Source organism: Acidobacteriota bacterium (assembly GCA_016716905.1).
Lineage (GTDB): Bacteria > Acidobacteriota > Vicinamibacteria > Vicinamibacterales > SCN-69-37 > SYFT01.
Genome location: JADJUS010000003.1, coordinates 442,731 through 466,220, shown reverse-complemented (window position 1 = coordinate 466,220; position 23,490 = coordinate 442,731). Strand labels below are relative to the sequence as shown.

Genomic DNA, 23,490 nt, shown 5'->3' with positions numbered 1-23,490 from the left:
GTCAGGAACGAATGCAGGCGGAGTGCAAAACGACCGGTATTCGTTCCTGACTTCCCTCCGACCGCGCGGCCCGGGCGTAGCCGGGCCCCCAACCCAGCGCCCCTCATGGACCTTCATGGCCCTACATGGTGAAAAGCCTGTCTTCAGTTTTTTCAGCCTGTCTCTTGACGAGGCGGTATCTATGTGATATCACTGTGCAATCGGAGGGGTCATGATACGAGAGAAGCTTCGTTCAACACTGGCAGGCTGGTTAATGGTTCCCGTGCTGCTGGCGGCGGCAGCGGGTTCTATATGGGGGATCATCAGCGCGGCGACGGTCGAGAATCCGGTCGGCCTTGTCCTCAGCGCGGCGGCCCTCGTGGTGACCGGGGTGCTCGCCTTCGGATTCTTCATCGTCAATCCGAACGAGGCCAAGGTCCTGACGCTGTTCGGCAAGTACTCGGGCAGTGTGAAGGTCGATGGCTTCCACTGGGCGAATCCCCTCCTGACGAAGCGACACATCTCGCTTCGTGTGCGCAACTTCGAGAGTTCGCAGATCAAGGTGAACGACCTCGAGGGCAACCCCATCGAAATCGCGGCGGTCGTGGTGTGGAAAGTGACTGAGACCGCAGAAGCGTGTTTTGAAGTGGACAGCTACGAACACTACGTCAAAGTGCAGACCGAGGCGGCCGTGCGCAACCTGGCGACGCATTACCCGTACGACGCGTATGAGGAACACCACAAGTCCCTGCGCGGCAATACCGTTGAAATTGCCGAGCAGATGAAGGTGGAGGTCCAGGAGCGGCTGGCGAAGGCCGGGGTGGAAGTGCTCGAGGCGCGCATCAACCATCTGGCGTACGCGCCGGAAATCGCATCAGCGATGCTGCAGCGTCAGCAAGCGGGCGCCATTATCGCCGCGCGTTCGCGCATCGTTGAAGGCGCCGTGGGCATGGTGGAAATGGCGTTGGACCTGCTCTCCAAGCGCGACGTGGTCGAACTCGACAACGACCGCAAGGCCGCGATGGTCAGCAATCTGCTGGTCGTGCTCTGCGGTGATCGCAACACCCAGCCCGTGGTCAACACCGGGACGATCTATCAGTAACGGTGGACGACCCATGGCCGACCGCAAGCCGTTCCTGCTGCGCATCGATCGTCAATTGCTCGACGCACTCCAGCGCTGGGCCAATGACGACCTGCGCAGCCTGAACGGACAGATTGAGTTTGTGCTCCGGAAGACGCTGGCGGAGGCCAAGCGCCTTCCGGAGCGCCAAGCCAAAGAGCCGCGCGCTTGAGACCCAGCGCGCGCTACGAGGCCGCGCTAGCCTTCTTCTTCGAAGTCGGGCTGGACGACGGGCGTGTGGCGGGTGGACGGGCGCAGGGCTTCGCGGTGATCAAACACCGGCAGGCCGGCGACGTGAATCGGCACCTGGCAGGTTTCGGCCTTGTGCGTAATCACCACCGTGATGGGACTGCCTTCGGTACCATCGCGGAAACCTGCGACACAGCCACAGGCCAGCCGCGCGGCGGCCAGGGGGACGGACTCTGGGGCCACAGCCACCTACTGGCCTTCCGCCGTTCGGGGCTCGAACAATCGCTTCACGCGTCCCTCGAACCAGTCGAGTGACTGGGTACCGGTCAATTTATAGTCCACCGAGCCGTCGGCCCGGATGAACCATGAGATCGGCAGCGGGTTCGCGCCGTAATGCTCCTGCAATTCGTCGTGCCCCAGGCCCACGAGCACGGGGTAGTTCATCTTGAACTCGGCGGCAAACGGGCGCAGGTCCTCGGGCTTGTCATCCACCGAGATCCCCAGCACGATGAAGTTCTGCGCTTTGTACTTTTCCACCAACTGGTTGAACGCCGGAATCTCGTGTTTGCAGGGCCCGCACCACGTGGCCCAGAAGTTGATGATCATCGGGCGGCCCTTGAAGTCGGACAGGCGCACATCCAGCCCGTTCATGTCCTTCAAGATGTAGTCGAGCTTGGCCATCTCCACGCCTTCAGGCGGGACCGCTCCCTCGTCATGGTCCTCCATCGCCCAGCGGAGCGGCACAAAGGCCAGCGCGCCGGCCAGGCCGAGCGCCACGGCCCATCGGACGATCCACTTCGTACTGAGTTTCATCACCTCCACCTTATCGCGTCCGGAGCGGTGGCCACAAGTGACCTCGTGCTGTCCCCGAATGACGACGGAACGTCACGCGGAAGGTGAGTTTTGCAGGGATCTTTCAAGGCATGACCTTTGCTGGCGTCTCTGGTCAGCCACATGAACCGGCCGATTCCGGAAGATAACCTGCAGAAGCATCCGGCCGGGGACCGGCGCCGTAAGCTACGTGAGAGTTGTGTAAGAATCGAACGTGTTCGACGACCTGATTCCCGAGGTAACCCTATGGTGATGCGCCGCTCGCGCATGACGACTGTCCTGTTCCTGGCCCTGGCCGTCCTGACGATCGGACTGGCGCCCGCAATCGCATCGGCGCAGACGCCGTACGTGCCCTACTTCGGCAAAAACCGCGTCAAGTACGACAAGTTCGACTGGCACATCTACGAAACCGAGCACTTCGAGATTTACTACTACCCGGAGATCGAGCCCCATCTCGAACGGATCACGGGGTATCTCGAAAGCGCCTACGTGCGCATCAGTTCCGAACTCAAACACGACCTGGCGGCCCGGGCCAAGGTGGTGCTGTTCAAGACGCAGAGTGAATTCCAGCAGCAGGACATTTCGGGCAGCGAACTGCCGGAAGGCGTGCTCGCGTTTGCCGAGCCGTATCGCGATCGCCTGGTGCTGCCAATCGACGAACCGCCCGACCAGCTCTACCGGCTCATCACTCATGAGCTGACGCACATCTTCGAATTCGACGTGATCCCGCGCGGCCTTCTGGGATCGGCCATCCCGCTCTGGGTGGATGAAGGCCTGGCCAACTACATGGCCGGGTACTGGAACGTGCTGGACCTGATGCAGGTGCGCGACGCGGCGCTCTCGGACAACGTGCCGCGCATGAGCGAATTCGAGAGCCAGCCGCTGTCGGGCCGGCTGCCCTACTCGATGGGCCACGCGGCGTTTGAATTCATCTCGAGCCGTTGGGGCCAGGACGGGCTTCGCCAGTTCCTCTTTTCGCTGCGCAAGAACGTCATCGGCGGCGGTGAAAGCGCCTTTGAAGAAGCGCTGCGGCTCAAGCCCGAGGAATTTGACGAGCAGTTCGATCGGTACATCAAGGACCGGTTCAAGCCGTTCCGCGACAAGGAGCGGCCGGCCGACTACGGCCGCGACCTCGCGCCGCGCCGCGACCGCACGCCGTACGTGTCGGTGCTGTCGATTGAGCCCTCCCCCATCGGCGACGTCATCGCGGCGGTCGTGGGCAACACGCGGGACCAGGAACTGGACATCATCCTCATCTCGGCCAAGGACGGCCAGTTCGTGAAGAACCTGACGAAAGGCTTCGACAAGGACCGCGGCTTCGAGTACATCGCCACGGCCGGCGGCCTGCGCGGCAACCTGGTGCCCTGGATCACGTGGTCGCCCAAGGGCGATCGCCTGGCATATTTCGCGCGCACCGAAAAGTCCAAGACGCTCGTGATCCAGGACGTGGTGAGTGGGCGCACGGTGCAGAAGCTGGCGCTCAACACCATTGACGGCCCCGAGTCACCGGCCTTCAGTCCCGACGGAATGCGGGTGACGTTCTCGGGCCTCCAGGGCGCCACCGGCGACATCTTCGTTGTGGACCTTGGTACCGGCCAGGTCACCAACGTCACCAACGATGCGTTCGCCGATTACGCGCCTTCGTTTGCCCCCGACGGGCGCTCGCTGGTGTATTCGGCGCGCATCAGCGGCAACGACAAACTCTTCCGCGTGGCACTCGATGGCGGCGCCAAGACGCAGCTGACGTTCGGCACGCATGACGACACAGGCGCGAAGTTCCTGGACCCCAAGACGGTGGTCTTCACGTCCACCGCCACCGACCCGGCAGTGATGCTGACGCCCGAAGTGGCGCGCAACGGCAACATCCCGAACGTGTGGTCGCTTGATGTGACCAACGGCGAACTGAAGCAGTGGACGGACGCGGCCACCGGCAACGTCTCGCCCGTGGCGCTGCCCGAAGGCAGCGCGATGAAGGTGGCGTTTGTGTCCTACAACAAGGGCCAGAACGGCATTCACATCATCAATCGCGAAAAGCCCCTGCTCACCGTCCCGTCGTCGGACTTCGGAGCGCCGGCGCCCATCGTGGACTTCCAGCCGCCGATGAGCCACACGCTGCTCAAGCAGAACATGCACCGCAAGGGCATGTTCGAGAAGATGACGCTCGACGGCCGGCCCCCTGTGAACCTTGGCGTCACCAGCGGCGGCGACCTGTTCGGCGGCACGCAAATCAGCTTCAGTGATGTGCTGGGCGGCAAGCAGGTCAACTTCTTTGCGGCCTCCGTCTCGCAGTACCGCACGTTGTCGTTGTCCTACATCAACATCGAGAGCCGGCTGCAGTACGCGTTGCAGGCGTTTTCGCAGGACACGTTCTTCTACGGTCAGCTCGACGGGTATCTCTACCAGCTGGGCCTCACGCCGTTCATCGATCGCGACCTGGCGCAGGCCGTGCGCACACAACGCGGCATGACGGGCTTCGGCATCTACCCGTTCAACCGGTACTCACGCGTGGAGCTGTCGGGCGGGTACGTGTACCTGCAGGAGCGGTACGAGGACCCCGCCCTGCAGCAGCTCTCTCAGGAGTACCAGGAGCAGCAGTTCGGAACGCAGCTGTTCCAGTCGGGACACATGATTCCGCTGGGCCTGACGTTTGTGCACGAAACCACGGTGTTCCGCGATTACGGTCCTGTGGCCGGCAAGACCGCCAGCATTGGCGTGTCCTGGTCACCCAAGTTCAGCAAGTCGCTCTCGCGGCGCACGGTGGACGTGGATGCGCGGTACTACAAGCGGCTTGGCGTCAACGGCACGCTCGCCTTCCGCGCACGCGGCCTGCAGAGCTGGGGCGACAACCCCGAGTTCCTGCCCTTCGGCGGCAACTCCGAGATGCGCGGGTACGAATACCTCGAGTTCCTCGGTCACAAGGCGTTCTTCGGCAACGTGGAACTCCGCATTCCCCTGATCGAGGCGATGCTCACGCCGCTGGGTGTGCTCGGTGGCATCCGCGGGACATTGTTCTTCAATGTGGGCGGCGCCGGCATCAACGGCCAGTCATTCAGCCCCTGGACCAGCAACGACGAACTGGTCACGCCGCTGCTCGGCTTCGAGTTTGACCCCACCACCGGCGTCTACAACCCGGTCTTCGACACCAACACCTACGTGGTCTCGGGCTTCCGCCTCAAGGACGCGCGCGCGTCGTATGGCATCGGCCTGCAGAGCTTCCTGCTCGGCTTCCCCATGCACTTCGACTGGTCGTGGAAGACGATGTTCAACAAGGACTACGAGGATCTGATCTTCGCGGCCGAAGGCGGCAGCCAGACGTTCCGCAAGCGCAAGTTCTCGTTCTGGATCGGATACGACTTCTGAGAACGCCATCCGATTCCTACACCGAGATGGTGCAGGTCGTCCTGCCCAACGATGCCAACCCGCTGGGGTTCATCCTGGGTGGCACGGTCATGCACCTGATCGACATCGCCGGCGCGATTGCCTGCCATCGCCACACGCGCAGTTTGCTGGTGACGGCAGCCGTTGACGGACTGCAGTTTCTGCATTCCATCAAGGTCGGCGACATGATCATCCTGCAGGCGCGCGTCACCGCGACGTGGACGACCTCGCTCGAAGTGGAGGTCGAGGTGTTTTCAGAAGAGACGCTGACCGGGACACGCCGCATGACCAGCCGCGCCTACCTCACGTTTGTCGCCATCGATCGCGGCGGCACGCGTGTGCCGATTCCGCCGCTGGAGCTGTCGAGTGATCTGGAACGCCAGAAAGCGGCGGAAGCCGACGAACGCCGCGCGGCGAGACTCAAGGCCAAGCAACGCCTGACGCCTTGACGCCAGGTTCCACCATGAAGGGCATGAAGATCCATGAAGGGCGCGGCGTTGGGTGCCGCCTTCGGCGGCACGCACGATCGGAGGGAAGTCAGAAACGAACGCAGGCAGAGCGCAAAACGACCTGCGTTCGTTCCTGACTTCCCTCCGATCGCGCGGCCCCGGCGTAGCCGGGCTCCCAACGCCGCGCCTTTCTGACAGCCGCCATGAAATCTTCATGGAACTTCATGGAGCTTCATGGTGAAGCCGTTTTTGAGACGAAGGATTCAGACGTTTCGGAGGCGAATACGCGTGACCGCGTGCGCGGGGCCTTTTTCGAAGACGAGGCGGGCGCGGTCGCGTGTGGGACGGATGTTCTCGCGCAGATTGACGCCGTTGATCGTCCGCCAGATATCCTGCGCGGTCTCGATGGCCTGGTCGTTGGTGAGGCTGGCATACCGATGGAAGTACGAACGCGGATCCTTGAAGACCGTCTCGCGCAACGCCAGGAAGCGCGCCACGTACCAGGCTTCGATATCCGCCTCGGCGGCGTCGATGTAGATCGAAAAATCGAAGAAGTCCGAGACGAAGACCCGCGCGGGGCGGTCGGGCAGTCCGTCGCCGGTCTGCAGCACGTTCAACCCTTCCACAATCACGATGTCGGGACGATCGACGACCTGGAATTCGCCGGGCACGATGTCATACGCCTGGTGCGAGTAGACGGGCGCGTGGACGGCACCGGCCGCCTCCTTGACGTCGGCCATGAACTGCACGAGTTTCCGGACGTCGTAACTTTCGGGAAACCCCTTGCGGTGCAAGAGCCCCCGCGCCTCGAGGTCGCGGTTGGACCGGAGGAAGCCGTCGGTGGTGACCAGATCGACGCGCGGGTGATTGGTCCATCGCGCGAGCAGCGCGCGGAGGATGCGGGCAAACGTACTCTTGCCCACCGCCACGCTGCCGGCCACTCCAATCACATAGGGTGGCGGCGCGTGCCCGGTGGTGCCAAGAAACGTGTCGGTGGCCGTGTGCAGCCGCTGCGTGGCACTGACGTGCAGGTTCAGCAGCCGCGACAAGGCCAGATAGATGGTCTCGACTTCGGCGAGCGACACACGCTCGTTGAGGCCCCGCAGTTCGGCGAGGTCAGCCTCACCCAGCGTCAGCGGCGTGGCGACCCTGAGGGCCGCCCACGACCCGCGGTCAAAGTCGAGGTACGGCGACCCCACCTATTTGCGGTAGTACGCCGCGTTCTCTTCGATGAAGCTCTTCCACTTGTCCGGGGTTTCGTCGAGCGCGAAGATCGCTTCAACCGGGCACGCCGGCACACACGCGCCGCAATCGATGCACTCATCCGGGTGGATATAGAGAATCTTGGTCGTTTCGTAGTCCGGTTCGTCTTTACGGGGATGAATGCAGTCGACCGGGCACACGTCGACACACGCCGTGTCTTTGGTGCCGATGCAGGGCTCGGTAATGATGTACGCCATATGCGGCCTATTTTACATGTACCAGCGGGCGCCCTGGCAGCCCTCGTGACACTGATCGTCGTGGCCAGCGGGTCCTGCGGCGGGGGTTCCTCCACGCCGTCCGAACCCACGCCACCCGCCGGACCACCGTCGGTGACTAATACAATCACGCTCCTGGCGTCCGGCGCGACGCCGCAGAACATTCAGATTGCGGTGGGGACACGGGTCCTCTTCGTCAACAGCGACTCCCGGGCGCACAACATGTCGAGCGACCCGCACCCGGAACACACCGACTGCCCGGAGCTGAATCTGATTGGCCTGCTCGCGCCCGGCCAGAGCCGGGAAACCGGCAATCTCAATACCCCGCGCACCTGCAGGTTTCACGACCATGACCTGCCGAACGACACCCGGCTCCAGGGCCGCATCGTCATTCAGTAGCGGCCACTTCGACGGCGCCGGGTCCCCGGACCGCCGAAAACCAGTCGGCGGTATCCCGATGCCGGTATGCGCTGCGGTACTTCGCCAGCCAGGCCGCGCCGAACGCATCGGCGCCTGAGGCAGGCACCACGGCCCAGACGCTGCCGCCAAAGCCGGCGCCAAACGCCGAGGCGGCGAACGCGCCCTCTTCGCAGGCCATCGCCACCAGTGCCACCGTTTCTGGGATCTGGTTGCCCAGCAGGCGCTCGGCACCGTCCTGGGAGGCCGCTGCCAATCTGTGCAATTCCGCGAAGTCTGCGTTGGCAAACGCCGCCGCGGCCAGGGGCACGCGTGCAGTTTCGTGCACAAACTGCGTCAAACGCCGGTCGAGGTCTTCCCGGGTAAAGCCCTCAGGGTCCGACCGCAGGACGGCGGCGCGCAGTTGCCCTTCTGCGTCCGCGTGGCTGTCCAGAGCGGCCGCCAGCGACATCGCCGGTGTGGCGGGATGCTCGGCGTTCCAGATCGCGACCAGGGCCCGCACCGCCAGCGAGGCGCGGTTATACCGGTCACGGACGCTGCCCGCCTTGTCCGCGTGGACACCGCTCGAGGCCACCACAAAACGCCAGGCCTCGGGCATGGGCGACACGCCATGAGCCACCACCGGCATGAAGCTGTAATGGCTCACCACGCCGGGGCGGCAGGCGAGGATGGCCGTGTGGTCCTGGCTGCCGCCGTGGGTGCCCACACCCCGGGTCCCTTCAAGCGACTTGTAGGACAGACCGTTTTCCACGCAGCCCAGGTACCAGGCCAGGTCCTCGACTGAACCAATCACCTGCTGCCAGTCATCGCGTAGGTCGAGCTCACCGCGGCGAATCAGCGCCAGGGCGATGCCCACCACAAGCGCGCTTGAACTACTGAGTCCTGCCGCGCGAGGCAAATCGCTGGCGATCGCAATGTCCATCCCGAGCGACGCACCAGGAAAATTGTCGGCCAGACGCCGCACCGTCACCGCCACGTAGTTCGCCCAGCCCTTCCACCCGCGCTCGGTATCGTGGATATCGATGATCGCCACATCACCGTGGCGTGCGTCAATCACGCGCACACACGCATCCGCCCGGGGCCGGCCAACCACGGCAAAGCCGCGAGGCACGGCCGAGAGGAGCGACCGCCCACCTGCGTAGTCGGTGTGTTTGCCGAAAATTTCGATGCGACCGGGCACTGACCAATGCCACAACGGAGGCGCGCCGGTGACGCGTGCAAACTCAGCCGACGCGCGTTCAAGCCACACTGCCCGGCTCTGCGCCGCGACTCGATCGTAGCCGGCGGCGTGTAGACGACCGGTAAAATCCAGGGTCACGGCCGTGGCTCCACGGCTGCAAGCCGATTCACGACGGTGCTGACGTCGGCGCGACTGGAGAGATCGAGTACGGGTCCGTTCGCCGGCAGGCCGCGGAACACCACGCCGCGGCGCATCGCGAGACGTACCGCCATGGGCAGTTCGAACTCACCACGCGGCGACGCCTCCACGTCGCGACACGCCTCCATCAACTGGCGATCGCCGCGCCAGCAATTCATGCTGATGAGTGCGCGCGGCCCGGCCGCGTCGATCATCGCCTGGCCCGGCTTCTCCACAATGTCCTGCAACGTCCCGTCGGCTCCCATCGTCAACAGGGCGAACGCGGCCACACGCTCAGGCGGAATCGCGCTCGACGCCACGAGTTCGTCTTTTTCGTACACGGGCAGCGCAGGGCCGCCGGCGTGCCGCAACGCGCGAAGCGTGGCGACGCCATACAAATTGTCGGCATTCAACACGACGAATGGATGTGCACCCACCCACTCCGACGCCGCCCACACGGCGTCTGCCGTGCCAAGCGGCTCTGGCTGCACGACAAACGCCAGAGAGATTCGCGCCGGGCGCCCTTCGCCCTGGTAATACTCCCGCAGAGGGTCGCCGGCGTCGCCTTCGGGCGCGACGATGAGCGCGACGCGCGTGAAGCCGGCGTCCGCCAGATCGCTCAGCACGTAGTCGAGGAACGGGCGGGCCCGCCGGCCAGGGCCCGGCATCGGCATCATGCCCTTGAGGCCGGCAGCAGCTGCGGCCTGCTGAGCCGCGTTGAGGGGCGTGCCATCGCCGCTCTCGGCACGCATACGGCGGCCCAGCCCGCGGGCCAGGACGAGAGCTACGACGTCTTCCACAATCGAGGCAGGAGACGCCACAGCGTGGCTCCGCTGGCCACAAACAGCACCATCGAGATGGTGGTCGCCGTCGTGTGGCCCAGCAGGAAGTGACCGGTGCCGAAGAGCGCACTGTAGACAAATACGCAGCCGGCTGCCCAGCCGAGGAAGGCGTTGTTCAATCCGTCCATAGGCGCGAGGTCACCACACTGGGCGCGCACCTGCGCCCACCCCGGGCCGGCGGGCCGCGCCAATCGGTAGAACCCGCGCAGGGTCTCGGGGTCCGTGGGTTTCGCCCAGAACGCCACGGTCATCCAGACTACGGTGGTGATCGCCACGGTCGCGATGAGCGTGATGTGACTGGGCCAGTTCATCCCCTGCCGCTCCGCGATAAACACGATCAGCGCGAGCACAAACGAGCTGGCCATCGCGGCAATCTCACTCCACGCGTTCACTCGCCACCAGAACCAGCGCAAGAGGTACAGCAGTCCGGTGCCGGCGCCAATCGAGAGCAGCAGGTTGAAACTGCCCCGCGCCGACTCGAGCACCAGCGTGACGGCCGCAGCCACGATCATGAGCAGCACCGTGACGATGCGGCCCGTCATGACGTAGTGCGCTTCCGTCTCACCGGGCTTGAGGAAGCGGCGATAGAAGTCGTGCACGAGATACGACGTGCCCCAGTTCAGGTGCGTGGAAATGGTGGAGACGTACGCGGCCAGCAGGCCGGCCACCATCAACCCCAGGATGCCGGCCGGCAGGAACGTGAGCATGGCCGGGTACGCCATGTCGTGACCGAGGAGCGACTGGTCGACATGAGGAAGCGCACGACCAATGTCGGCGACTTCCGGAAACACGAGCATCGAACACAGCGCCACGATGATCCACGGCCACGGGCGCAGCGCATAGTGCGCGACGTTGAACAGCAGCGTGCCCGAGAGGGCGTCGCGCTCAGACCGGGCCGCCAGCATCCGCTGCGCGATGTAGCTCCCGCCGCCGGGTTCCGACCCCGGATACCAGGTGGACCACCACTGCACGGCCAGCGGCACGATGAAGATCGGGAGCGCCACACTCCAGTTGCCGAAGTCCGGCAACATCGCCACCGTCTCGATCGGGATTTTCGCGAAGAGCCCTTCGAGGCCGCCCACTTCCGGCCGGCGCAGCGCGTACACTGCGGCGGCCACCGAGCCCGTCATGGCGATGCCGAACTGGAGCAGATCGGTCACGAGTACGCCCCATAGCCCCGACGTGGCGGCAAACGCTACGTTGATGACGCTGCAGACGAGCAGCGTCTCCCAGATCGGCCAGCCGAGCAGGACGTTGGCAATTTTTGCGGCGGCCAGATTCACCGCCGCCATGATCAGGATGTTGAACAAGGCCCCGAGATAGACCGCGCGAAAGCCACGCACCCAACGCGCCGCCGGACCCGAATATCTCAGTTCGTAGAACTCGAGGTCCGTGACCACGCCGAGCCGACGCCACAACTTGGCTTAAAAAAACACGGTCGTCATGCCCGTGAGCAGAAACGCCCACCAGACCCAGTTCGCCGCCACGCCGCCTTCGCGCACGAGGTTCGTGACCAGATTCGGTGTGTCGGTACTGAATGTCGTCGCCACCATGGACACGCCGATGAGCCACCAGGGCGCGGCCCGGCCCGACGTGAAGAACTCGGTGGTGCTTTGGCCCGCGCGCCGGGCGAGGTACACCGCCGGTGCAAACGACACCAGCAGCGAGACGAGAACGATGACCCAGTCGAGCGAGGTAAGTTGCATGCGCCCTCAGGCGTGGACGATGTCGAGCTTCGGGTTCGTGCGCCAGGCGCCCTTCGTGAAATCCGGCACATCCACCGCGCGGCTCTTGCGCGCGTTGGACTGCGCGGTCAGATCGACCAACGAACTGAGCATCGCGGCGTCGTAGACGTTCATGTCGGTCGGCAGGCCTTCACGCAGGCACTTGATGAGACGGTAGTCCTCCATGTAGTCCATGCCGCCGTGCCCGGCGCCGGCCGCGCGTTCGTTCATTTCCTTCCAGAGCGGATGGTCAAATTCGTCGCGGAGCGTCGCCTGATCCACCCACTGATCATTGCGACCCCGTCCTTCGATGTAGACGCGGTCCGGATAGCCCTGGATGATGCCCTTGGTCCCCTGGAGTTGATGGATGCGGCTATAGGGCCGCGGCAGGTTGGTGTTGTGCTGCACCATGAGGGTCTTGCCGTTGACGGTTTTGACCAGGCACGTGTTGACGTCGCCCAGGACGTACTTCTCCTTGCGTTGCGGCGCGTCGGCCGGAAAATGTTCGCGCGCCCAATCCTGCAACCCGCGCGACGGGCCGCTCACTGAGACCAGGTACGACAACCGATCGCCGCGATTGATGTCCATGCAGTTGGCCACGGGCCCCAGGCCGTGCGTGGGATACAAGTTGCCATCCACTTTCATGGCCCACGCGCGCCGCCACAGGCCTTCATCCCGATTCTCGAACTTGATGCCGCGCAGGTCGTGCAGGTAACCGCCCTCGGCGTGCACGATTTCCCCCAACAGGCCCTGGCGGATGATGTTGAAGGCCATCATCTCGGAACGGCCGTAGTTGCAGTTCTCCATCATCACGGCGTGTTTCTTGAACTTCTCGGCCGACTCCACCATGGCCCAGCAATCTTCAAGGGTCATCGCGGCAGGCACTTCGGTGGCCACGTGTTTGCCGTTCTTCATCGCGGCCAGCATCACCGGCACATGCCATTCCCAGGGCGTTGCTGTGTAGACCAAATCGAGATCCTCTTCGGCGCACATCCGCTCGAAGTCCCGCGGCCCGTTCGTGTAGGCCTTTGGCGCGGGGTGCCCCGCCGCAACAATGGCCTTGGTCGCCCAGTCGGTGCGCACCTGGCGGATGTCACACACGGCCGTGATCCGGCAGCCGGGAATCTTGAGCAGGTTCCCGACGTGCCCCCCGCCCTGCAATCCGATGCCGACAAATCCGATGCGGACCATGTCGATGGGCGGCGCCGCCAGCAGTCCCGAGGTGCCCTGGGCCGCTGTCTCGCTGCCGCGCACGGCAACGGCGCCGGCGACGACGGCCGCACCGCCGATCTTCAGAAAGTCCCGGCGATCCAATCGCGTTTGTGCATCACTCATCTGACACCCTCCACACTTCTCAATCGCCCGTGAACTTCGGTGTGCGTTTCTCCAGGAACGCGCTCGTGCCTTCCTGCTTGTCACGCGAATCAAAACAAATCGCCTGCGCGAGCGTCTCGAAGAGCAGGCCCGAATCAAGGTCCACTCGTGCCGATGCGTTGAGCGCAAGCTTGGCCAGGCGGATGGCCAACGGGCCCCGCGTCAGGACCTTCTCGGCCAAGGCCAGCGCCTGGGTCATCAATTCGGCGGCCGGTACCACGGCCGACACCAGCCCCCAGTCGAGCGCGCGCTGGGCATCGATCGCATCGCCCGTCAGGATGAGGTGTTTGGCGCGACCGAGGCCCACGATTCGCGGCAACCGTTGCGTGGCGCCCGCACCAGGAATGATGCCGAGGCCCACTTCGGGCTGGCCGAACTTCGCGTGAGCGGCGGCGATGCGCAAGTCGCACGACAGCGCGAGTTCGCAGCCACCGCCGAGGGCGAGACCGTTCACCGCGGCAATGGTGACTTTGGGGCACTTGTCGATGGCCGCGAACAGCGACGAATTAATCGCCGCCAGCCCATCGTCGCGCGTACGCGCCTTGATGGCGTTGATGTCGGCACCCGAGACGAAGACCGTGTCCCCGGCGCCTGTGATGACAATGGCGCCGACCGAGTCGTCGGTGGACAGGGCTTCGAGCGCGGCCGACATCTCGCGCACCGTGGCCAGATCGAGCGCGTTGCGGACTTCGGGCCGGTTGACGCGAAGCACGGCGACGCGTCCGTGACGGGTGATGTCAGTAGTCGTAGACACCTTTGCCCACTTTCTTGCCGAGCCGTCCTGCCTTGACGTACTGGGACAGGAGCGGGCACGGGCGGTACTTTTCGCCCATGCTCTTGTGCAGGTATTCGAGGATGCTGAGCCGGGTATCGAGCCCCACCAGATCAACAAGCTCAAACGGGCCCATCGGGTGATTGAGCCCCAGCTTGAGCGCCTTGTCGATGTCGCGCGCCGATGCCACACCTTCCATCAGCATGTAAAACGCTTCATTGCCGATGCTCGCGTTGACACGGGTGGTGATGAAGCCGGGCGCCTCGCGGACGAGTACGGTCTCTTTGCCCATCTGCCGCGCAACGGCTTCAATCGTTTCGAGCGCGCGGTCGCTCGACTCGAGTGCGCGCACGATTTCGATGAGCTTCATCTTGTGGACGGGATTGAAGAAATGCATGCCGGCCACACGCGACGGGTCCTTCAAGGTGCCGGCCATCTCGGTGATGGACAAGGCCGAGGTGTTGCTCGCCACCACCGCGCCTGCCGGCGCGTGCGCGTCGATCGCCGCGAACAACTGCATCTTGATGTCCATCCGCTCTGGCGCGGTCTCGATGACGAGGTCCGCGCCCTCGAGCGCTGCGGCCACATCGGAGGTGGTGACCAGGCGCGCCATGGCGGCGTCCGCCTCGGCCGCGGTCGCCTTGCCCAGTTCCACAGCCTTGCGCAGGATGCCGTCGATGGTAGCGCGCGCCTTCGTGGCCTGTGCGTCAGAGACGTCATACAGGCGGGTGTCAAAACCAGACGCGGCCGCCGCGTGTGCCACGCCGTGTCCCATGGTGCCGGCGCCCAGCACCGCTATCGAACGAACCGTCATTTGACCTCTTCCAGCGTCTCCACCGCGTGATCGATCTCGGCTTCCGTATTATAGAAGTGCGGAGCGATGCGAATACCAGCGCCGGGCCGATAATCCACGATGACCTCTCGCGCGATCAGGGCCTGGGTCACGGCGGCGCCATTCGGCACGTCGATGATCACCGACGCACCGCGTTCATGGTCGCCGGCCGGCATGGCCAGACGCCAGCCGCGCTGCTCTGCCGCATCCATGAGCCGGCGCGTCAGTCGCAAGGATTTCTCTCGGATGGCCGGCACACCTATCTCGGCCACGATTTCGTAGCCGGCCCGCGCCGAGTACAACGCCGGCACGTTTGGCGTGCCGCTCTGGAAACGTTCGAGCCCTTCCGCATACGCCACCGGGCCGGGCGTGAACTGGAACGGCTCGGCATGCCCCGCCCAGCCGACCGCCGCCGGCTGGAGCGTGGACATCAGGTCTGGCCGCACGTAGAGGTAGCCGGCGCCGGGGCCACCGCACAACCACTTCACGCTGCCGCCCACGGCAAAGTCGGCGCCGAGTGCGGTGACGTCAACCGGCACGGCTCCTGCGGCCTGATACAGATCGAGCACGACCCGTGCGCCCACGCGATGCGCTTTCTCGATGGCCGGCGCCACATCCTGCAGATGGGCGCTCCGGAACAACACGAGCGAGAGATTGACCAGCGTGGTGCGTTCGTCAATCGCGTCCACCACCCGGTCCATCCTTCCCCGCACCGCATCGTCTGACGGGACGGTCACCACCTCGGCGCCGTACCGTTCGAAGCCATGGAAGAGGTAGTGGTTCGAGGGGAAGTCCAGGTCCTGCACCACGATTTTCCGGCGCGGTCCGCCATACGAAAAGCAGGACGCGACGATGGCCTGGGCCACAGTGGCGTTCTGGTGCATCGAAATCGTACCGGGCGCTGCGCCAATCGTTGGCGCCAGGATGTCGCCGGTGACGCGACCGATCTCCCACCACCCTTCGTGCCAGGCGCGCACACCGCGCGTGCCCCACTCACGGGCGAACTGCGAGAGGTAGGTTTCCGTGCGCCTGGGCATGGCGCCGAGCGAATGACTCACGAGATAGGTGCAGGTGTCGAGGATGGGAAATTCGGCTCGCCAGCCGAGGAGCGCGTCCATGCCCGTGCAGTTTACCTTGCCGGGGGGGCCGGGGATCGGTATCCTTGCCCCACACGCCAATTGGAGGGCTGCATGGAGCGCAAGACCATCGCCGACTACGATCCCGATCTGCTCATTTTGTTTGACGCCTACGTGCATGGGCACGTGGATCGCCGCGGCTTCCTTGACCGTGCCACCAAGTTTGCGGTGGGCGGCGTCACCGCCGGCATGCTGCTCGACTCGCTGAGTCCAAAATTTGCCGAAGCGCAGAAGGTGCCCACCGACGACCCGCGCATCAAAGCGGAACGCGTGGAATACGCGTCACCGGCCGGCAGCGGCACGATGAAGGGCTACCTCGTGCGGCCGGCGAAAGCGGCCGGCAAGTTGCCGGGCGTGGTGGTGGTGCATGAAAATCGCGGGCTCAATCCGCACATTGAAGACATCACGCGGCGCCTGGCGCTCGACAACTTCATTGCCTTCGCGCCCGACGCGCTGACCCCGCTCGGCGGCTACCCGGCGGGTGGCGAGGACGAAGCCCGTACCCTGTTCGGCAAACTCGACCAGACGAAGACCCGCGAAGACATGGTGGCGGCCGCCGGCTTCCTTCAGAAACACGCCGAGTGCACCGGGCGCGTCGGCGCCGTCGGCTTCTGCTGGGGCGGAGGCATCTCGAATCTTCTGGCGACCCGCATTCCGGACCTGGGCGCCGCCGTACCGTTCTACGGCAGCGCCGCTGCCGAGGCCGACGTGCCGAAGATCAAGGCGCCCCTCCTCATTCACTACGCCGGTACCGACACACGCATCAACGCCGCGTGGCCGGCGTTTGAGACGGCGCTCAAGGCGGCCAACGTGCGGTACACGATGCACATGTACGACGGCGCTTCACACGGCTTCAACAACGACACCACTCCGCGCTACGACGAAAAGGCCGCCACGCTGGCCTGGACGCGCACCGTGGAATTCTTCAACACCCATTTGCGGAAATAGACAGGTCACGTCAACCGGGAGTTTGTTCACATGCGAAATTCGTCGTACGGCAGCTTTGTCCGCCCGCTGGCATTCACGATCCTCTCCATTGCGGCGACCGGCCTTATGGCCTCCGCGTGCAAGAAGAGCAGTTCACCGACTACACCCACGCCTCCCCCGCCCGCCCCGGTGTTCACCACAGCGAACCCCACCGGCAGCACGGCCAATCTGGATGCGCGGACGTCGATGAAGACGCCGGCCAACTCTGGGACGTTCATGTTCGACGACTTCGTGTCCACTGAAGCCGCCACGATCACAAAGATCACGTGGCAGGGGATCTATTGCGCCGAAGTGCTGAACCGGGCCGCACCGGCGGCGACGGCCACGGACTTCGAGGTCGGGTTCTATCCAGACAGCGGCAACAACCCGAATCGGAATTCGCCGATCCAACTCACGGTCTACCCGGTGGCCCGCGTGGCTGAGACCCGGGGAACCGATCGGGTGCTGAACTGTGGCGCCATCTCGACAGGCTGGTCGTTCTACGACTACTCGCTGACGCTCGACACACCCTTCCAGGCGGCGGCGAACGTGCGCTACTGGATCAGCATTCAGGCGCGAGTGCCGTACCTGCAGGCCAACAACAACGATTTCATTTTCTGGGGCTGGCGAAATGGCGTGCAAAACAACGCGCGGTCGATCCAGTACAGCCCGACCAATGTCGTCACCGAGCACGCGCTTGACAGGGCCTATTCTTTGATTAAGTAACCGTGTAGTGGCGAAATGTCACAAATGCCCGAAATGGCGAAATGCCGGACAAACCGAATGCGAACATTGCAGGGGAGAATGGTCGAATGTCCTTGGTATCCAGTGGTTGAATCTGCCTCTCCAGGGGCATTCATCCATTGCAGGCCTTCGACATTCGGACATTCTTCTCGGCATTAGGTTTGTCCGACACTTCGCCATTTCGGACATTTGTGACATTTCCCAATTACGCGCGCCCGCAGGGCGTCCCTAGGGTGCCATATCCACCCAGACGGTCTTGAGCTGGGTGTAGTACTCCAGCGCGTGCACGGACATCTCGCGTCCGAAGCCGCTCTGTTTGTACCCACCGAACGCCGCGGCGGTGTCGTAGGTATTGTAGGTGTTGATCCAGACGGTGCCCGCCTTGAGCTTCGACGCCACGTAGTGCGCCTTGCGCACATCGCGTGTCCACACACCTGACGCCAGACCGTAAATCGACGAGTTGGCCTTGCTGATGGCGTCTTCGACATCGGCAAACTCAATGGCCGCAAGCACCGGCCCGAAGACCTCTTCACGCGCGATTGTCATGTCCACCGTGACATTGCCAAACACGGTGGGCTGCATGAAGAAGCCCTTGCCCGTGCCGATGTCGGTGCGCTCGCCTCCGGCGAGCAATGTTGCGCCTTCCTGCTTCGCGATGTCGACATACCGCAACACGCGTTCGAGCTGCGCCTTCGATGAAATGGCGCCGAGTCGCGTCTTGGGGTTCAGCGGGTCCCCGGCCACCATCTTCTTCGTGCGGTCAGCGATCTTTGCCAGGAACTCGTCCTTGATCGACGCCTCCACCAGCAAGCGCGAACCGGCCGCACACACTTCACCCTTGCCATAAAAAATCCCCATCGTCGCGCCGCGGACCGCAGCGTCGAGATCCGCATCAGCAAACACGATGTTGGGGGATTTGCCGCCGAGCTCAAGCGTGATGTGCTTGAGCGTATCGGCTGCGCTTTTCATGATGCCCTTGCCGGTGGACGTGTCGCCGGTAAACGCAATCTTGTCGATGCCGGGATGGTCCACAATCGCCTGACCGGCCGTGCTGCCCGACCCCGTGATCACATTGAGCACGCCCGGGGGGAACCCCAGGGCCGTGGCCATCTCGCCCAGCGCCAATGCCGTCAGTGGCGTCTGGCTCGCGGGCTTCAAAATCACGGTGTTCCCCATCGCCAGCGCCGGCGCCACTTTCCACACGGCGATGAGCAAGGGGAAATTCCACGGGACGATCGCGGCGACAACCCCCACGGGTTCGCGCAACGTGTAGACGAGCTGCCCGCCCTTGACCGGTACGGTTTCGCCGTGAATCTTGTCGGCCCAGCCCGCGAAATACTGCAGGCACTCCGCAGCCGCAGGAATTTCGACATGACGGGATTCGGTGATGGGCTTGCCGTTGTGCAGCGTCTCGAGGCGGGCCACTTCGTCGGCCTGCACCATCAACTGCTCGCCCAGTTTGTAGACCAGCCGGCCGCGCTCACGCGCCGACATCTTGCCCCAGGGCCCTTCAAAGGCAGCACGCGCCGCGCGCACGGCTGCATCGACGTCTTCGCTGGTGGCCGAGGCCACTTCGGCGATCACCTCTTCGGTGGCGGGGTTGATGACCGGCTGCGTCTTGCCATCCGACGCATCGCGCCACTCACCGTTAATCAGCAGTTGTTTCCGTCCGAGTTCCATTTTCACCTTCCACGAAGGATACAAGGAGACGCCGAGACTCAGAGGAATTACTCAAAGAGCCTTGCGTCACGGCGGGTTCTGAAAAAAAGAATCCTCCGTGCCTCTGTGCCTCCCTGTAATCCTGCGTTTACTTGCCTTCAAACACCGGCTTGCGTTTCTCGAGACTCGCGGCGATGCCCTCTTTCGCGTCGCCGCTCTGGAACAGCAGCTGCTGCATCTCGCGCTCCATCGCCAGGCCTTCCCCGAAGCCGGCCTCCGCACCAGACTGGACAGCGCGCTTGATGCGCCCCACAGCCAGGCTCGCCTTGTGGGGCGGCGTGAACGTCTTCGCGTACTCGATGACGGCGTCCAGGAACGACTGCCCGTTCAGGCGATCGGCGTCCCACACCTCGGTAACCAGGCCCGCGGCCTGCGCCTCGGTCATGGTCATCAGCCGGCCGCTGATCATCAGTTCCATCGCCTTCGCCTTGCCGAGCAAACGCGCCAAACGCTGGGTGCCGCCGGTGCCAGGCAACACGCCCAGCGCCACCTCAGGCAACCCGATCTTTCCGGCATCCTGCTTCGCGATGCGAAGGTCAGCCGCCAGCGCCACTTCGAGCCCGCCACCCACCGTGTGACCGTTGAGCGCGGCAATCACCAGCTTCGGGGTCTGCTCCAGGCGGTTCAACGTCTCATTGGCGTGCAGGCAGAAGTAGTACTTGTACTCGGGCGTGGCATCTTTCAGCATCGCAATCGTGGCGCCGGCACAGAAGAACTTCTCTCCGGCTCCGGTGAGCACAATCACATGCACAGCCGGATCCATCCGCGCCTCAAGCACGGCCCGGTCAAGCTCCTGCATCAATTCGTAGGAATACGTATTCGCCGGCGGCTCACACAACGTGAGCACTCGAACCCCAGCGTGATCCGCAAGAAGAATTCTATTCATCGTGATCTGAAGCCCTTCGAAGAAGTCCTCCGCGCCTCCCGGCCTCCCTGTGAGACCGGCGTGGATTCCGCCATTCCTACATTTCCGTGCGGACGTATTCGAAGTTAATCGGCGTCCGATTCACTCCGCGCGCCGGAGGCGCGATGTAGTTGGCGAACTTGCCCGTCTCGTAGATGGGCTGGTTCATGATCGACAGCAGGTACTTCTTGTCGGCGGGGCTGGGCAGCCACTCATACTTGCGCCGCGCCCACTCATCGTCAGACAGGATGTGGCCGTCGGGATCGGTGTGGATCGAGGCAAACTGCCCAATCCCCCGGTTGAACTTGCGGTCCGGCAGGCGCAAGCGGTCTGAGAAGCCGTATTTCTCCAGCGTCTTGTTCCAGCGGCCCACGCCGGACTGGCAGTCGTCCACATACCAGTCGCGCAGCACTTCGTTCATGGCGTTGCGCATCGGCACAGCCTGCCGCTTCACTGCACCGTTTTCCACGATGTCCAGATCGTAGGTGGTTTCCACCACGCGGTGTTCGGTCCACTTGCCTTCCTCAGCGCGGCCTTTCAGGCCGTTTGCGAAGTACGACGCGGCATTGGTCGAGACTTCATTCCCGTGCAGGTCCAGGCTCAGCGAGAACCAGAGGTTGATGTGTTTCTGGATGGTCGGCAGGTCGATGCCGCCGAGTCTCCGTACGTCCTCCGAGAAGCCCGACTCTTTCATCAACTGGCAGGTGCGTTCGACGATGCGGTGGATGCCGGTGTCGCCAACGAACATGTGGTGCGCTTCCTCGGTGAGCATGAAGCGGGTGGTGCGCGCCAGCGGGTCAAGCGAACTCTCGGAGAGCGACAGCAACTGCGACTTGCCGTCACGGTCGGTGAACATCGTGAACATGAAGAAGTCGAGCCATGTGTCGATGGGCTCGTTGAACGCTTCAAGGATGCGCGGCTTGTCCTGATTGCCGCTCTGACGGGCGAGCAGGTCCTCGGCTTCGTCACGGCCGTCGCGACCAAAGTACGAGTGCAACAGGTAGACCATCGCCCAGAGGTGGCGTCCCTCTTCGACGTTCACCTGGAACAGGTTGCGCATGTCGTACAGGCTTGGGCACCGATGCCCGAGCCAGCGCTGCTGTTCGACAGACGCCGGTTCGGTGTCGCCCTGTGTCACGATCAGCCGGCGGAGCTGATTCCGGAACTCGCCGGGCACTTCCTGCCAGACGGGCTGACCGAAAAAATCGCCGAAGCCGATGGTGCGATTCACCACCGGGTCCGCCAGGAAGATGCCCCAGCGGTACTCGGGCAGCTTCACGTACTCGAAGTGCGCCCAGCCGGCCGCGTCCACGCTGATCGCCGTACGGACGTAGATCTCGTGGAAGTGCTGAAACCCCTGCGGGCCCATGTCGCGCCACCACTGGATGTAGGCGGGCTGCCAGTGCTCGAGGGCGCGCTGCAGCCGCTTGTTCAGGTGGAGGTCGACGTTATTGGGGATTTTGTCTGAAGAAATCATCGGTGCCGTCCGGGGTCCAGGGTCCAGAGTCCAGGGTTCGTGGTGCCGGCGCTTTCGCGCCGGGGCTTCCTTTACGTACGGCCGTAATCAAATTCGGCGCGGTCGGAGGTGCCGTAACTTGTGAGTGCGCCCTTCGGGCCGACGGCGTTCGGGCGCTGGAAGATCCAGTTCTGCCAGGCGGTCAGCCGGCCGAAGATCTTGGTCTCCATCGTCTCGGGGCCCACAAAGCGCAGGTTCGCTTCCATGCCGGTGAGCGCATCGGGCGACATCGACGCGCGGCCCTCCACCGCCAGCCGCACCTCATCGTCCCAGTCAATTTCATCGGGGGCGAACGTGACGAGACCGGCCTCGAGGGCGTCGGCCGGATCGAACGGTCCGGTGTGTGCAAGGACTGTCGCGACCTGGTCGGGCGTGCCGTAGAAACGCGCCTGCAGGCGGGAGATGCCATTGCTCATGGGCAGAACCCCGGCGTTCATCGGCGAGAGGTGCACGGCATTGGACTGGTCGGGGTCATCGAGCATGTAGGAACGGTCAGCAGCCAGGGCAAGCTCGAAGAGTGTGCCGGCAAACGCGCTGCCCGGTTCAATCACGGCGAAGAAACTGCGCGCGGACAGGTCCACGCGCTTGAGCGTGCGCTTGATGAAGTGAATCACTTCGCGCACCAGCCAGTGGTCCGCGTGGTCCAGCAGCACCTGATCGGCGCCGAGGACGAGCGCGGGATCGCCTTCGGTCTTGAGAACGATGGTGCCCACTTCCCGTTCGTTGACGCGCAAGCGCAAGATGGCGTCGTCAATTTCACGGAAGCACCGCAGGGGCCAGAACTGGTCGCCGGCGGCAAGAATCGCGTCGGGCGTCTGCTCCACCGGCGTCTCCGGGGCACGCACGGTCATCGTAGCCGACCGTTTCGCGCGGTCGAACGCAACCGACACCGATGAATACGTGTAGCCCGTATCGGTGATCACAGCGTTGAGGGGATTCAGCGTGACGCCCGGGCCCGACGACGGGCGGTCGGACGTGGCAGCCAGTTCGAGCGCGCGTTTCGCGACCGCTTCCTTGAAGCGACTCGTGGGGACGACCGCGTCCACCAGTCGCCACTCCACGGCGCGTTTGCCCTTGATGCCCTCGGCGATGGTGCCGAAGAAGTCGGCCAGGTCGCGCCGCACCTTGCGCTTGTCCACCACGCGGGTCAGGCCGCCGGTGCCCGGCAGCACAGCCAGCAGCGGCGTCTCGGGCAGACTGACCGCCGAGTTCGCGTCGTCGATGAGGATGATCTCGTCGCAGGCCAGGGCCAGTTCATATCCGCCACCGGCACAGATACCGTTGAGCGCGGCCAGGAACTTGAGACCGGAGTGTTCGCTCGCGTCTTCCATGCCCAGTCGCGTTTCGTTGGTGAACTTGCAGAAGTTCACTTTCCAGGAGTGCGTGGAGCCGCGCAACATGAAGATGTTGGCGCCGGCGCAGAAGATGCGCTCGCGCAGGCTCGTGACCACCACAGTGTGGACTTCGGGATGTTCAAACCGGATGCGGGTGATCGCGTCGGCAAGTTCGATGTCGACCCCAAGGTCATACGAGTTGAGTTTGAGTTTGTAGCCGGGCGCAAGGCCCGCATCTTCCTGCACGTCCATGCCCAGGGTGGCCACGGGGCCATCAAAGGTCAGCTTCCAGTGCTGATAACTGGAAGGATGCCGTTCAAACGAAAGCGGTGCCGGAGTGGAAACAACGGAGTCTGGTGTGGCCATGAATCTCAGGCAGGATATCGGTCTCCGCGGCCGACCGTCAAGGTCGGAGATGAACTATATTGC

Annotated in this window: 21 protein-coding genes and 1 pseudogene; 7 read left to right on the top strand and 15 right to left on the bottom strand. The window is 63.9% G+C overall.

Going from position 1 to position 23,490, the window contains the following annotated elements:
• The first annotated feature begins 214 nt into the window (after positions 1-214).
• Together IPL75_02270 and IPL75_02265 are read left to right on the top strand one after the other, a co-directional pair.
• Entirely contained in the window at positions 215-1,081 is an 867-nt protein-coding gene (locus IPL75_02270; GenBank protein MBK9239093.1) for an SPFH domain-containing protein, read from the top strand.
• A gap of 13 nt (positions 1,082-1,094) precedes the next feature.
• Positions 1,095-1,271 carry a hypothetical protein gene (locus tag IPL75_02265; GenBank protein ID MBK9239092.1) on the top strand — a complete coding sequence of 59 codons (177 nt, stop codon included), beginning with the start codon at positions 1,095-1,097 and terminating at the stop codon, positions 1,269-1,271.
• 26 nt (positions 1,272-1,297) lie between these two features.
• Here IPL75_02265 and IPL75_02260 read toward each other — a convergent pair whose 3' ends face one another.
• Entirely contained in the window at positions 1,298-1,537 is a 240-nt protein-coding gene (locus IPL75_02260) for a hypothetical protein (protein ID MBK9239091.1), read from the bottom strand.
• Complete coding sequence (locus IPL75_02255) at positions 1,538-2,101, bottom strand: TlpA family protein disulfide reductase (GenBank protein MBK9239090.1); 564 nt, start codon at positions 2,099-2,101, stop codon at positions 1,538-1,540. It abuts the gene before it with no gap.
• Positions 2,102-2,386: 285 nt separating this feature from the next.
• Between IPL75_02255 and IPL75_02250 the strand changes: the two genes are divergently transcribed.
• Entirely contained in the window at positions 2,387-5,479 is a 3,093-nt protein-coding gene (locus tag IPL75_02250) for a PD40 domain-containing protein (GenBank protein ID MBK9239089.1), read from the top strand.
• A 26-nt stretch (positions 5,480-5,505) separates the two neighbouring features.
• On the top strand, positions 5,506-5,946 hold the full coding sequence (locus IPL75_02245) for an acyl-CoA thioesterase (protein MBK9239088.1): 441 nt from the start codon (positions 5,506-5,508) through the stop codon (positions 5,944-5,946).
• Positions 5,947-6,209: 263 nt separating this feature from the next.
• On the opposite strand, the gene IPL75_02240 is transcribed toward IPL75_02245, so the two are convergent.
• On the bottom strand, positions 6,210-7,145 hold the full coding sequence (locus IPL75_02240) for a type I pantothenate kinase (protein MBK9239087.1): 936 nt from the start codon (positions 7,143-7,145) through the stop codon (positions 6,210-6,212).
• On the bottom strand, positions 7,146-7,406 hold the full coding sequence (locus IPL75_02235) for a ferredoxin family protein (protein ID MBK9239086.1): 261 nt from the start codon (positions 7,404-7,406) through the stop codon (positions 7,146-7,148).
• 45 nt (positions 7,407-7,451) lie between these two features.
• Between IPL75_02235 and IPL75_02230 the strand changes: the two genes are divergently transcribed.
• A complete protein-coding gene (locus IPL75_02230) occupies positions 7,452-7,823 on the top strand; it encodes a hypothetical protein (protein MBK9239085.1) in 372 nt (123 codons plus the stop codon).
• Here IPL75_02230 and IPL75_02225 read toward each other — a convergent pair.
• From IPL75_02225 to IPL75_02195, 7 genes and pseudogenes are all read right to left on the bottom strand, one after another.
• Positions 7,813-9,159 (bottom strand): galactokinase, encoded by a 1,347-nt coding sequence (locus IPL75_02225; GenBank protein ID MBK9239084.1) that lies wholly within the window; start codon positions 9,157-9,159, stop codon positions 7,813-7,815. The two genes, IPL75_02230 and IPL75_02225, sit on opposite strands and share 11 nt — an antisense overlap.
• Positions 9,156-9,950: a nucleotidyltransferase family protein gene (locus IPL75_02220; protein MBK9239083.1), complete on the bottom strand. Its 795-nt coding sequence runs from the start codon at positions 9,948-9,950 to the stop codon at positions 9,156-9,158. The genes IPL75_02225 and IPL75_02220 overlap by 4 nt, the downstream gene beginning before the upstream one ends.
• A gap of 32 nt (positions 9,951-9,982) precedes the next feature.
• Positions 9,983-11,746: pseudogene (locus IPL75_02215) on the bottom strand (Na+:solute symporter).
• Between the two features lie 6 nt (positions 11,747-11,752).
• Positions 11,753-13,099: a Gfo/Idh/MocA family oxidoreductase gene (locus IPL75_02210; GenBank protein MBK9239082.1), complete on the bottom strand. Its 1,347-nt coding sequence runs from the start codon at positions 13,097-13,099 to the stop codon at positions 11,753-11,755.
• Between the two features lie 19 nt (positions 13,100-13,118).
• A complete protein-coding gene (locus IPL75_02205) occupies positions 13,119-13,892 on the bottom strand; it encodes an enoyl-CoA hydratase/isomerase family protein (GenBank protein MBK9239081.1) in 774 nt (257 codons plus the stop codon).
• Complete coding sequence (locus IPL75_02200) at positions 13,876-14,724, bottom strand: 3-hydroxyacyl-CoA dehydrogenase (protein MBK9239080.1); 849 nt, start codon at positions 14,722-14,724, stop codon at positions 13,876-13,878. The genes IPL75_02205 and IPL75_02200 overlap by 17 nt, the downstream gene beginning before the upstream one ends.
• Positions 14,721-15,860, bottom strand: a complete 1,140-nt coding sequence (locus tag IPL75_02195; protein MBK9239079.1) for an aminotransferase class V-fold PLP-dependent enzyme — start codon at positions 15,858-15,860, stop codon at positions 14,721-14,723. Before IPL75_02195 ends, IPL75_02200 begins: the two co-directional genes overlap by 4 nt.
• A 72-nt stretch (positions 15,861-15,932) precedes the next feature.
• Between IPL75_02195 and IPL75_02190 the strand changes: the two genes are divergently transcribed.
• Positions 15,933-16,826, top strand: coding sequence for a dienelactone hydrolase family protein (locus tag IPL75_02190; protein MBK9239078.1), 894 nt, complete (start codon positions 15,933-15,935; stop codon positions 16,824-16,826).
• A gap of 30 nt (positions 16,827-16,856) precedes the next feature.
• Positions 16,857-17,570: a hypothetical protein gene (locus IPL75_02185; protein MBK9239077.1), complete on the top strand. Its 714-nt coding sequence runs from the start codon at positions 16,857-16,859 to the stop codon at positions 17,568-17,570.
• A gap of 246 nt (positions 17,571-17,816) precedes the next feature.
• Here IPL75_02185 and IPL75_02180 read toward each other — a convergent pair whose 3' ends face one another.
• The 4 genes from IPL75_02180 to IPL75_02165 all read right to left on the bottom strand — a co-directional run bounded on the left by IPL75_02180 (position 17,817) and on the right by IPL75_02165 (position 23,427).
• Positions 17,817-19,268: an aldehyde dehydrogenase family protein gene (locus tag IPL75_02180; GenBank protein MBK9239076.1), complete on the bottom strand. Its 1,452-nt coding sequence runs from the start codon at positions 19,266-19,268 to the stop codon at positions 17,817-17,819.
• 127 nt (positions 19,269-19,395) lie between these two features.
• Positions 19,396-20,193: an enoyl-CoA hydratase/isomerase family protein gene (locus IPL75_02175; GenBank protein ID MBK9239075.1), complete on the bottom strand. Its 798-nt coding sequence runs from the start codon at positions 20,191-20,193 to the stop codon at positions 19,396-19,398.
• 76 nt (positions 20,194-20,269) lie between these two features.
• Complete coding sequence (gene boxB, locus IPL75_02170; GenBank protein MBK9239074.1) at positions 20,270-21,688, bottom strand: benzoyl-CoA 2,3-epoxidase subunit BoxB; 1,419 nt, start codon at positions 21,686-21,688, stop codon at positions 20,270-20,272.
• Positions 21,689-21,759: 71 nt separating this feature from the next.
• Positions 21,760-23,427: a benzoyl-CoA-dihydrodiol lyase gene (locus tag IPL75_02165; protein MBK9239073.1), complete on the bottom strand. Its 1,668-nt coding sequence runs from the start codon at positions 23,425-23,427 to the stop codon at positions 21,760-21,762.
• Positions 23,428-23,490: the final 63 nt, after the last annotated feature.